Here is a 12,034-nt window from a genome sequence, read left to right on the forward strand (position 1 = left end):
AGACTGAAATGCTGTAATGACCTCATCTCGCTTTTTGGTCTTTCCAGTCAGCTTCACATAGCCAATTTCTGCGTGATAGAGCTGTTGTTCAATCAGTTCCAACATTGAAGTAAACTGAGAGAAGATAAGAATTTTTCGCCCCTCTTCCACCATTGGAACAACCATATCCATCAACTGTTCAAGTTTGGCAGAATGCGCCTGCCCGGTTTTAACTGAATCCAGTTTCAGCAAGCTAGGATGACAACAGACCTGACGCAGCTTCAGCAAGGCATCTAAAATTTGAATTTGACTACGTTTAAAGCCTTTTTCTGCCACAATTTTCTGAATGCTTGCCTGCATCGTGGCACGAACAGCCTCATATAGCTTGGATTGCTGCTCATTCATGTCAATATTGACTTCAATCGTGGTTTTTTCTGGCAACTCTTTGGCTACGTCAGTTTTCAAGCGACGTAAAATGAAGGGCTTAATCCGGTTGACCAACTTTTGTCTTAACTGCTCATCATCGCGCTTTTCAATCGGATGACGGTACTTTTTATTAAAAATTTCTTGTGAATATAAAAATCCTGGCATCAGGAAATAAAATAGTGCCCACAGCTCACCCAAATGATTTTCCATAGGTGTACCGGTTAGACATAGACGATGTCGCGCTGTTAATTGCCGTACTACCTGTGCAGCTTTGGCGCGCGGATTTTTGATATTCTGCGCCTCATCCAAAATGAGTTGATGATATTCATATTGCTTTAGTTGCTCTTCATCTCTCGCCAGAAGCGGATAGGTGGTTAACACAATATCATAGTGCGGAATCTGCTCAAAATACTGATGGCGATCGGGCCCCTGTAGCAGCAATACCTTGAGCTCAGGGGTAAATTTCTCTGCTTCTTTGAACCAGTTATGCATCAGCGATGTGGGTGCAACAATTAAGGCGGGTCTGTCCTGCAAATGACCAGCCTGCTTTTCCATGAGTAAGTGGGCTAAAGTTTGTGCTGTTTTACCCAAACCCATATCATCCGCCAGAATCCCGCCATGCTGGGTTTCCCTTAAAAACTGTAACCAGCCTAAGCCCTGCTGCTGGTATGGACGCAACTCCCCCTGAAAACCTTGTGGTGTCGGCAGTTGTTGCTGATAGCCTTGTTTGAATTTCTGTACAAATTGCTGCAGGCGATCACTGACCTGCCATGTCATCCCAAGATTATGCTGCAATTCTAATAATTGACTCGCATCATAGCGATCAATACTGCGCTCTTCTTGCTGTAAAATGCTCTGCAGATGCAACAATACCGGCTTAATATCCCTAGCGGATAGAGCCAAATCAGGTTGATCAACTGCAGTTTTCACGGTGAAAATTTGACTGTCATGCAGATGAATAAAAGTCCGCGGATCAAGTAAATCAGGATGTTCTTTCACCAAAGCCACAAGTGCATCGAGTAAATCATAGCTATTGCCTGCACTGTCCTGAACGGTCGCCCCGATATTGAACCAGTCCTGCTGGCCTTCAGATTCAGTGATGGAAATATTTAAATTTTCAACATATTGCAGCTTAAATGGGCTGTGTTCCAGATGCTCTATCTGCCATCCCATCAATTCAATTTGATTGATGGGCATCAGCTGTTTGATCCAGTCTCCATAGAACGCAAAAACCATAGAATCAAGACGTTGTTTATCCAGTTTTAATTGCTGGTAATAATTAAGATCTTTTACCCACTTCAGTGATTCGACCAATAGCTGTAAACGCTGGATTGACTGTTGTTCCTGAACTAAGTCCCGAAGCTGTCGCACCATTTTGCCATGCTGCTCACCAATAAAACTGTCACCTGATGTACCTGCTTTTATTCGTCCGCCTACATAGGAGAATTCAATTTCGGCACAAACAGACTCTTCCCATTTCCAATCAAATTTATCTAAAACACCGAAGCGTAAAATTGGCTGGGGATTACCCTGTAAGACTTCAATCTCTTGAAGAAACCCAGGTTTTGGCAAGTTATGTATCGTTGTAGATTGATGGGTAAGCTGCTCAAACTCAGTCAAAACCGTCGCAGGCATCTCTGGCATCCGCCAAAGGTAGTACAGTAAATCCGATGTATATTCACTATAGAGTTGCCCTACCGTATTCTTGTGAATATCGATATAACAAAGTGGCTGACTTACAAGAATTTGAAGATGTGGATTCGATTTTAAATTGAGTCGAACATTTCCATTGACCAACTCAAAATCTAAGTGCTCAGTCTGTTTTTCAATGCTCTTTTGCCAAGAAAATTCAAGCTGATAGCTTTGTTCTGACCATGTAAGTGGAGCATCACTTTTTTGTTTCCAATAGACATCACCACTCTGAATGAAAGATTTAAAATGCTCTAAGACAATGCCTGATATATCAAGACTATTTCCATAAGAAAACTCATTCTGATTGAGCTTGGCATAATAATAAATTTGATTAAATAATTGTCGCTTCCCATCAGGCAAAGACAGACGTTTTTTTAGAATATTGCCATATTCAGTATAAGAACTGACACCTGTGATCGTCCCACTTTTATTACGTCTACCTTTGCGAACCTCAAGTTTTAACCCGAATAGACCTAAAGGCTGATCTAAATAATAAAGTAAATAATTACTCGTTGTCTTTTGCTGCTCTAACTGGGTATGTTGTAAATACTGCTTAAACTCACTTAACCAGCGTTGTGCTTGATTAATTGCAACCCGATCTTTTTGAGTGTGAGATGATGACTGAGAGTCAACATAGCTCTTCAGATATCCTTCTCGATATTCTTGATAAAATAATTTGGCTAAAGCAGCAGCATGTTTACAGTTATATCCAACCGGACAAGTGCAGTCGTCATCAATTAAACGGTCCTTTTTAAGATTATAGGTAATTGCAGTATCGTAATAATCTGTCCCTTCAATTTGGGCATACATCGTGACATCGTCATTTTCCTCAAAGAACTCAATCGTTTTCCTATCAATGTGTTTAGCATAGCTCTGGCTGCGCTGAAGAGTTGCAGTACTAAAGCGAGATAGAAAATTGATCAATGAGGACATAATTACCAGACACTAAAAATGTTTATACAATTATAACGGACAAAGCTGTCATTTCAGAATAGTAGGGCTTTGTTGCACAAAGATTTATAATTTGAAGCATCCCCCCAACTCACTCAAATTTAAATTATAACTCGCTATCTGGTAGTGAACTTTGGTGTTTTTTCTATTGGCTGGCGTAAATACTTTTAAGCTGCCTGAGGTATCAGCAAAGGCAGAGCCCTGCCCATCGACCCCATTGCTTCAGACTACTGGGGCCAGATATTCCAGATTGAACTGATAGCAAATCCCGGTTCCTCGTGACACCATGCAAAATTAATAGAGCTTAAAGCAAGTTGTTAGACTCTATTAGATTGTAAATATCTAATTAGACTTCTTTAATTTAATAGTATCTTCAGTCGGCTCTGTTGTATAAATATGTAAGCATCTGATTTAAATAAATTTAATTTTGGATCAAAAAATAATCAAAACTTTTAAAATCATATAGTTATGAAATCTTTATGCAACAAAGCCTATTTGATATAAAACTGTTACACAAAATTGACAACATGTACAGAATTCTGTACATTTTAGATTGTAAAGTTCAATCACTATCATCTAGTCAGTAGCGTTTTAACACAGCTTACTTTATGAGGGAGAAATATATGCATGTATTTACATATACAGACGCACGTAACAACTTAAAATCTGTTTTAGATAAAGTTATTGATGATGCAGATGTCGCTTTCATTACAAGAAAAGAAGGCGGTCATGCTGTAGTAATGGGACAAGATCATTACGACAGTTTAATGGAAACGTTGTATCTCCTTTCATCTCCAAATAATACCACTCGTTTAAACGAATCAATTGCTCAATTACGCGCAGGTAAAACCAAACAAAGAGAGTTGATTATAGATGACGAGTCGTAATGTCGAATGGACTGAAAATGCCTGGGATGAATATATCTATTGGCAAACACAGGATAAAAAGATACTCAAACGTATCAATACCTTAATCAGAGAATGTCAAAGAACACCCTTTGAAGGAACTGGAAAACCAGAACCTTTAAAAGCAAATCTTTCAGGATTCTGGAGCCGTAGAATTGATGAGAAGCATAGATTAGTTTATGAAGTGACGGATGAACGAATTTCCATTATTCAATGTCGGTTCCATTACTAATAATATTCCCTATTCTTAGTATGGGAGAGTATTTTATGAGACTGTAAATTAAATTGTGTAATTGCCTGAATTTGCTATGTTCATATTCACAACGGAGTCAGGCAACATGATGAACGAACAAAAACTAAAAGACCTTGCAGCAGAATTTGCTAAAGGAATCAAAACAGAAGACGATCTCAATCAATTCACCCGATTGTTGACTAAACTCACCGTTGAAACGGCTCTCAATGCGGAACTTACCGAACACCTCGGACATGAAAAGAATGCTCGTAAGCACGGTTCTAATGCCCACAATGGTTATTCTAGTAAGACTATACTTAGCGATGATGGGGAGATTGAGATCACGACACCACGAGATCGTGATGGCACATTTGAGCCACAACTGATTAAAAAGAATCAGACCCGTATCACGCAAATGGATAGCCAGATTCTATCCCTTTATGCCAAAGGCATGACCACCAATGAAATCGTTAATACCTTCAAGGAAATGTACGATACCGATGTATCTCCAACGCTGATTTCCAAGGCGAACAGCACTGCTGTGAGGATGCCGTCAATGAGCAGGTTGCTGAATGGCAAAACCGTCCGTTGGATGCGATCTATCCCATCGTCTATATGGACTGTATTGTGGTTAAAGTCCGTCATAATGGCAGTGTCATCAACAAGGCTGTATTCCTTGCCTTAGGCATTAATCTTGATGGACACAAAGAACTGCTCGGCATGTGGATGGCTGAGAATGAAGGTGCCAAGTTCTGGCTGAATGTCCTGACTGAGCTGAAAAACCGAGGGTTGCAGGATATTCTGATCGCCTGCCTTGCGAAGCAGCGCCTCTCAGGACTAAAAGGCTTTCCTGATGCGATTAACAGCGTATACCCGCAAACCCACATCCAGCTGTGCATTATCCACATGCTGCGCAACAGCTTGAAATACGTGTCATGGAAAGATTACAAGGCGGTCACTCAGGATTTAAAAGCCGTTTATCAGTCACCTACTGAAGAGGCAGCCTTGATGGCCCTGGATCAATTTGCCCAAACATGGGATGACAAGTACCCACAGATCAGCAAAAGCTGGCGTACGCACTGGGAGAATCTGAATACCTTCTTTGCTTATCCAGCCGAGATACGCAAAGCCATCTACACTACCAACGCAATCGAGTCGTTAAACAGCGTAAGACGCCAGGCAATCAAAAAGCGTAAAGTCTTTCCAACGGATGATTCTGTACGTAAAGTGATTTACTTGGCAATTGATGCAGCGTCTAAAAAGTGGAATATGCCTATTCGCGACTGGCGTTTAGCTATGAGTCGCTTTATTATTGAATTCGGTGACCGCTTAAGCAATCACCTTTAAATTTATGAAAAGCAATTACACAAAATTATTTACAGGCTCATATTGGCTTTAGGGTACACTGGTCTCCTCAACAGCAATCACAGGTCGACCATTAATTGCCTTTGAATACAGTGCTGAAGCGATCCGTAAAGGTTTAGAGCTTTCCTCTTACCTACTTCCATTAAAAGGTGACCCATTAAGAAAAAACTTTCCTATACAGCAAATGGGATTACCAAGTCATATATATGATGCATCACCCGATGGCTGGGTGTGCCCCAGAATTTTGGTGGCTATTCAGTCCATCATTACTTACATTCCAACTCTCTAGTTTTCCAACTAGCCCAGGTTATAATAATGGCCACCCAAAATACGATTGATCTATTATGAACACCTCCAATAACCCTTTACACGGCAAAAAACTTGCTGACATTTTGGATGAATTATTGGATTACTACGGTGGCTTTGAAGGTTTAAGTCGTAAAATTGAAATTAGATGTTTTTGCATAGACCCAAGTGTTAAATCATCATTGCGATTCTTGCGTACCACACCATGGGCACGTGAAAAAGTAGAAAGCTTATATTTGTACGTCTTACGCCAAAAGGCAAAACAGAAACCGTAGCCCCAGGCAACACCCCTCTCATTATAAAATTATACCAGTCAGTAAAACACCTTTAGATTAAGCATGTGTATGTTGGTTATTATTGTTGATTATCACAATAAATTAGTGACCAAAAATCAAAGTACCCCACCCTACCTTAAATTACACCACACAAAATAAAAACTCTATATAACTGTTATATATAGAGTTTATTAAAATACCAATTATGTTATTTAGTGTATTTTATGTCGGTGACTCTTGCCAAGGTTGGGGTCGCGAGTTCGAGTCTCGTTTCCCGCTCCAGATTCTAAAAGCCCTGATCGAAAGATTGGGGCTTTTTTATTTCAATCTCTGAATTAACAAAAAAAGCGAAGCAATGTTCGCTTTTATTCATTTTATGATTTAGACCCTATTACCATTCACTTAAAAGTATAAATTCTTATGAACCAATGTTCACCCGCTCTTCTAAAGCAGCCTTCACTGGCTGGGTAATAGTAGAAGATTCAATACTATATTGCTCCATCCAAGGTGATTCTCCATAAAAAGAACCATTGAGTTGGGAGTAATCAATCAACCTTTCCCGGAATTTTTTAAAATACACCTGATCAACTTTACCTGGGTTACGCCAGAATTTTGACAATGGGCGCTGATTCGTCAGTTTAGGTAAATTATATAAAGCATGTCCTAATACTTTTACAGGAATCTGATGATATAAAGCCTGGATACCGGTTGTACTATTTACCGCAACAAAACCTAAACTATGCTTTAATAAAGTCGGTAGATGAATATCACAAAAATAATGGATACGCCCTTCTACTCCATGTTTTTTCGCTAATCTACGAATTAATCTTGCATAATTACGATAGCCACGATCCATAGGATGATGCTTTAATACCAAATGATGATATGGATCAGCATGATCAGCAAAATCCTCTATCACCAGCTGAATATATTTTTTCATACATTTCAGTTCAGAATGCGTCCTGATCTGGAAATCATTATGTACCTGTAAGGCAAATACAAAATAGCGTTTTTGATGGTGACGAATAAAATGATTAAATTTACGGCTTTCAAAGCAGGAATTCTTTAAGCGGCGAATTCCCGCCCAGATCCAATAATAAAGTTCTGTCCAGACACTCATTTGCCGATGGTGTTTATAATGCCGATATTTCCAGCAAAAGATCAGCATAAAAAAGTAATAGGCAATAACACTGAATACTCTAAGACTTGTACTGCTATGAATAGTTTCAACCTGCTTATTTACCCGGGAGGTTTTTACAGTCGTCGTTTGGAAATGAGTTAAAAATTTTGAAAAGAAATTAACGCCATCTTGCTCAAAGGTAATGTAGTTCGGACGAATATAGCCTTCTTCAAAGACAAAAAACTTCACTTTATTTTTTGCTGCTATTTTTTTCGCGGTCTGATGATACTTACGGCAGTCGCCAAAACACACGACAGCATCAATCTCATGAGTTAATATGAGGTGCTCAATCCATTGGGCAAAATCCGCATAAGTGCCCGTATAGTCAAAGCTATATTCAAAATGACGCGCATCAAACTGATCGCCACCATTGAAATTCACCTTAAAGCATTGAACGCCATTGGACTTTAGCCAGTTGGCAAAAGTAGAAAAAAAACTGCCCATAGGGCCCTGCAACAACAAGACCCTGTCTGAAAGTAGTAAATTATTTACATGTACAGACATGAGAAATTAACCCAGTTTTTTTAGTAAATTATATAAAGGCGACAGTATACTCTTTTTATGGCTGTTTACCTTTACCGCTTGGTCTAATTGTTGCTTGATAGATGTAATGACATCTTCGGGACGCACTACAGGTATCCGCATTTTTTTTGTCACTTCTAAATTATAAATTGGATATTCTACCAGCGTAATATAAATTAGTTTTTCAAGGCTAATTTTTTTGTTACGTCGCTCTGATTGATACAGATCTTGAGTCAGCCCCCATCCCGCATAGAAAGGTAAGCCATAACAGTATACCTTCAAGCCTCTAATGAGTGCTTCAAAACCACTGAGCGATGTAATGGTATGTAGCTCATCTACAATTTCAAAACATTCAAGGATAGAAGCATCTAACTCTACCTGATCTGCATAACGCAATATCTCGGCAGCAGGAATACCGCCCACCCTTAAACCGGTTTGCACATCAGGATGCGGCTTATAGATAATATAGCTATCGGGATTTCTGGTTCGTACTTCTTTTAACAGCGCGAGGTTGGTTTTTATTCCCACGCCACCAAGCTGAATAGACATATCATCTTCGACCTGCCCTACAACCAATAAAACCCGTGGATGCTCAGGTCTGGTTAAACGCTTAAATTCGCCTACATTATATTTGGAAATATTCAGATCTATCAGCATCTGTTGCAAGCGTGTGGCCCGTTGCGCTTGTTGGGCATTGAGCTCGACCTGGTTTAAGAGTTGTTCAAGACGCGAAGGTTGGGTGGCATCGTAATAAATTCCAACATCATCAAAGACCAGGGAACATGGCCGAATCAGCTTTGCTCCCAGTCCTACGGAGCGGATAAAGCCATCTTCCACTGTAGTAATGTGATTGTATTGTTTATCTTTAAGCTGTCGAGCCTTCTTGCCCCAGGCCAGCACATGTTCAGACTTTCTCGGTTTAAGATAACGCTGGAATTTTAAATCCAGTTTTGGAAAGCCTAAAAAATCAGGAATAAAGCGCTTTTTCCAAGGGGAAAAGCCATAAGCGATATAACGACTCTCTAATCTCTTTTGTACTTCAATATTGGGAATAAGCAGCTCTAGAATATCTTCCAATTCACAACGTTGTCCGGTGACCGGATTGACATAGCGTGCATAGTGAAAATAGGCACAGGCAAATAAGTGTTGCAAGCTTTTTTGCCGGTTTCTGCGGCCATTCAGAATATCCAAAGGCGCATGAGCATCATTGGTCAACCCCCACCCTGCATACCATGGCACGCCGAAACAATGTACTTTTTTTCCACATAACAGTGCTTCAAAACCAAGCTGAGAACTCACCACATACACTTCGTCCATCTGCTGCAGCAGCTCGACAGGATTATAGTGCTCAGTGAGCAATCGAATATTAGGTCGATTGAAATCCTCTGGCGTAAAATGAGCTTGAGCTTTCCCGGCCAATACATCTGGATGGGTCTTTACCCATATAACCGCATCTGGATGATCAATACTGGCTTGTCTTAACATACTTTTAAATGTATCAGGAGTAGCCCCTGCATATTTAATCGATTGATCACCAAAGGTTTGATCAATAACTAAAATATTTCTGATTTTTCTATCAAACTTGCCTACATCTATTTTTTGAAATTTTTGATTATATTTAGTAATTCCAAATTTTAAAATTTGGTCGATGGCATGCTGGGCACGAAGATTATCTTTCAGACTCTCATCTTTTAAAATGAGGTTTTCTAGATCTGAAGGTTGTAGTGCATCGAAATAAATACCGGTTTCATCAACAACAAGCGATAAAGGTGGATAACCATCTTTACCAAGACCTAGAGAACGGACAAAACCGTCCTCCAAGCATAGCGCTTTCAGACCTTTTTGTTTGGCTAAGGCTTGAGCTTTAAAGAAACTTTTTTTACGGCCCCATCCACAGCTAAAACTCTCATACTGAAAGTCAACTGGATATACTTGCATCAATTTTTCTAAATTTTTGGAGCCAAAATAACGCATAAGATAGATTTATAAGCTATAAATATAAATAAATATGAAACACATTGTAGAATACACCACCCAAATAACACATATAGCAACTTCAGGTAGTAGATCATTCTATGAAGAAATTACGTATACTCAGTATTCTAGATGATTTCACCTACAATACATTAAAACCAGAATCGGATATAGAGCTATTAAGTCAAAAGCCCTTTTGGTACCGTTTAAGCCAAAAAATTGACTTCTTACTTGTAGAGTCGGCCTGGCGTGGAAACAATGATGTCTGGCGGCATAAAGTTGCTCATTACCCCAACCATCCTCAACGCAATAATAATGCTTTGAAAAAATTAGTTTATTGGTGTAAAGACCATAACATTCCAACTATTTTTTGGAACAAGGAAGACCCTTATCACTATGATCAGTTTATAGAGTCTGCCAAATTATTCGATTATATTTTCACTACCGATGCCATTAGTGTGCCACGTTATCAGGTCGATGCACCCAATAGTCAGGTTGCGGTTGCGCCGTTTTTTATTCAGCCGCAGATGCATTTTTCAACTTCAGAAGCCCCATTAAAACGCAGTGTGTTTATGGGTACTTATCAGAGCAATATGCATGATCAACGCACCCAATGGCAGGATCAGACTTTTTTAGCCGCTGCACCTTATGGTCTGGATCTGTTTAATCGTCATGCCACACCCTCTATGGAATATAAATTTCCCTATTATGATGGAGATGTGAATTATTATCCGCCTGTACCTTATCCAGAAACACCGGCCACCTATCGCCGTTATCAGCAAGTGTTAAATGTGAACACCATTACCGATTCTCCGACGATGTTTTCACGGCGTTTGATTGAGGTGATGGCCTGTGGTCGTTTGGTGATTTCTAATCCAAGTCAGGCCATTGATCATTTATTTCAAGACATGTGTATTCAGGTGGATGATTTCGAAGCGACACAAGCGCTGTTTTCTCAGTTACAGTCCGGTTATACTGCCGAGCAGCAAGAGATGGTCGCCTATGCCCATACCCATGTACAGCAGCATTACACTGCAAAGACCTGGCTGAAATCGATCTTGCAAACCTGTAATGTAGATCATCCTTATTTGGCAAGCTGAGATTAAACGTGCACACACCTGATTTATCGATTGTTATTCCGCTTGATTTCCATCGCCGTAGCTGGGATTTGTATCGTCGTGTTAAACGTTTTGTGCATATGTTTGCAGGTCAATCTGTGCAGCTCATTTTTGGTTGTAATGCAGCACCACAGTTTTGGGTCAAGTGTTTACAACGTTTAATCGCCAAACATGCCAATATGCATGTATGTTTGGTCGATGCCGAAGCCAGTAGTCTATCTAAACTCAGAAATACCGCACTCGCTGCAGTGAAAACCCAGTATGTGCTGTTTTTAGATGTTGATATTGTACCCGACTGGCATTTGGTAGAGCTGGCCTATCAGCACGTGTTCGCTCAGCCTAAACAGATTGGCATGTTTCCATGTTTGTATTTGTCTAAAGCAGGCAGCAAGCTGATTTCTAAAACTTCAGCCGCTGAGTTTAAAGATCATTATTATGATTTTCGCCGTGATTTAATTTTGCACCTTGCCTTTCCTTCTTCTATTGTGCTGTGTGATATGGCCAGTGTGCGTGAGATTGGTGGTTTTGATGAGCAATTTATAGGGCATGGTTATGAAGATTTTGATTTTATGCTGCGCTTATTTCACTACAAAGGTTTAATTAAGTATTCAGCCGATATTTTGGTGGATGAACCATATTTAGCGCCATTAATGAGTGTGGGTTTACGTGCGGTTTTGGCTAAGCCTTTTTTAGACAGTTTGATTCAGCCTGTTTATTTCTTACACCAGTTTCATAAGAAAGATAAAGATGAAGATTATTATAAAAAGCGGGCTGCCAACAAAGATTTATTTATTAATAAATATCAAGACCTTAAAGAAGATAAGTTGCATTTCAACAAACTAAGCTTATTAAATTATTTTTTCAATGAAGTCATTGAAGAAAAAAATAGCCAAAAGTATGTGGTACTTTGGGCAGAATTAAATGGAAATCAATTAAGAAAACGCCAATCTCAACTTTTTAAGTCATTGAAAGGCTTTGTTGCACAAAGATTTGAAATGTAAAGTGCCCCTAATTGAGCTAAATTTAAGGCGTAACTTGGGTAAGTGGTCGACCTAATTCCGTAAATCTGTTAAGGACTGCTACACGTGCATGAATTTCATTCACTTGGC

General features: G+C 39.6%; 8 protein-coding genes and 2 pseudogenes. 7 read left to right on the plus strand and 3 right to left on the minus strand.

Features of this window, described 5'->3' with window-relative positions; all coding sequences use genetic code 11:
• Window positions 1-3,030 (minus strand): SNF2-related protein (locus GW12_RS14550; protein WP_034588947.1); only part of this gene is annotated, 3,030 nt, incomplete at its 3' end.
• Between the two features lie 641 nt (window positions 3,031-3,671).
• Here GW12_RS14550 and GW12_RS14555 point away from each other — a divergent pair.
• The 5 genes and pseudogenes from GW12_RS14555 to GW12_RS14570 all read left to right on the plus strand — a co-directional run bounded on the left by GW12_RS14555 (window position 3,672) and on the right by GW12_RS14570 (window position 6,131).
• The gene (locus GW12_RS14555) at window positions 3,672-3,935 is read left to right on the plus strand and encodes a type II toxin-antitoxin system Phd/YefM family antitoxin (protein WP_016658858.1); all 264 of its coding nucleotides are present in this window, start codon (window positions 3,672-3,674) and stop codon (window positions 3,933-3,935) included.
• Window positions 3,922-4,185, plus strand: a complete 264-nt coding sequence (locus GW12_RS14560; protein ID WP_000203952.1) for a Txe/YoeB family addiction module toxin — start codon at window positions 3,922-3,924, stop codon at window positions 4,183-4,185. The genes GW12_RS14555 and GW12_RS14560 overlap by 14 nt, the downstream gene beginning before the upstream one ends.
• Window positions 4,186-4,294: 109 nt before the next feature.
• Window positions 4,295-5,532, plus strand: a pseudogene (locus tag GW12_RS14565) (IS256 family transposase).
• Window positions 5,533-5,590: 58 nt separating this feature from the next.
• Window positions 5,591-5,779 (plus strand): annotated as a pseudogene (locus GW12_RS15520) (type II toxin-antitoxin system HipA family toxin); the annotation flags it as partial.
• 115 nt (window positions 5,780-5,894) lie between these two features.
• Window positions 5,895-6,131 carry a VF530 family DNA-binding protein gene (locus GW12_RS14570; RefSeq protein WP_034588943.1) on the plus strand — a complete coding sequence of 79 codons (237 nt, stop codon included), beginning with the start codon at window positions 5,895-5,897 and terminating at the stop codon, window positions 6,129-6,131.
• A 418-nt stretch (window positions 6,132-6,549) separates the two neighbouring features.
• Here the strand turns inward: GW12_RS14570 and GW12_RS14575 are convergent, their stop codons facing one another.
• Window positions 6,550-7,815 (minus strand): capsule biosynthesis protein, encoded by a 1,266-nt coding sequence (locus GW12_RS14575; protein ID WP_052127938.1) that lies wholly within the window; start codon window positions 7,813-7,815, stop codon window positions 6,550-6,552.
• A gap of 6 nt (window positions 7,816-7,821) precedes the next feature.
• Window positions 7,822-9,807 (minus strand): capsular polysaccharide biosynthesis protein, encoded by a 1,986-nt coding sequence (locus GW12_RS14580; protein WP_081403512.1) that lies wholly within the window; start codon window positions 9,805-9,807, stop codon window positions 7,822-7,824.
• Window positions 9,808-9,908: 101 nt separating this feature from the next.
• On the opposite strand from GW12_RS14580, the gene GW12_RS14585 reads away from it, so the two are divergent.
• Together GW12_RS14585 and GW12_RS14590 are read left to right on the plus strand one after the other, a co-directional pair.
• Window positions 9,909-10,907: a glycosyltransferase gene (locus GW12_RS14585; protein ID WP_034588946.1), complete on the plus strand. Its 999-nt coding sequence runs from the start codon at window positions 9,909-9,911 to the stop codon at window positions 10,905-10,907.
• A gap of 8 nt (window positions 10,908-10,915) precedes the next feature.
• On the plus strand, window positions 10,916-11,926 hold the full coding sequence (locus GW12_RS14590) for a glycosyltransferase family 2 protein (protein WP_052127939.1): 1,011 nt from the start codon (window positions 10,916-10,918) through the stop codon (window positions 11,924-11,926).
• Window positions 11,927-12,034: the final 108 nt, after the last annotated feature.

This window comes from Acinetobacter sp. HR7, assembly GCF_000773685.1.
Lineage (GTDB): Bacteria > Pseudomonadota > Gammaproteobacteria > Pseudomonadales > Moraxellaceae > Acinetobacter > Acinetobacter thermotolerans.

What these genes read in the sequence shown, in the direction of transcription:
- GW12_RS14555 (WP_016658858.1), top strand. Translation starts at nt 3,672, where the DNA reads ATGCATGTATTTACATATACAGACGCACGTAACAACTTAAAATCTGTT.
- GW12_RS14570 (WP_034588943.1), top strand. Translation starts at nt 5,895, where the DNA reads ATGAACACCTCCAATAACCCTTTACACGGCAAAAAACTTGCTGACATT.
- GW12_RS14585 (WP_034588946.1), top strand. Translation starts at nt 9,909, where the DNA reads ATGAAGAAATTACGTATACTCAGTATTCTAGATGATTTCACCTACAAT.
- GW12_RS14580 (WP_081403512.1), bottom strand. Translation starts at nt 9,807, where the DNA reads ATGCGTTATTTTGGCTCCAAAAATTTAGAAAAATTGATGCAAGTATAT.
- GW12_RS14575 (WP_052127938.1), bottom strand. Translation starts at nt 7,815, where the DNA reads ATGTCTGTACATGTAAATAATTTACTACTTTCAGACAGGGTCTTGTTG.
- GW12_RS14560 (WP_000203952.1), top strand. Translation starts at nt 3,922, where the DNA reads ATGACGAGTCGTAATGTCGAATGGACTGAAAATGCCTGGGATGAATAT.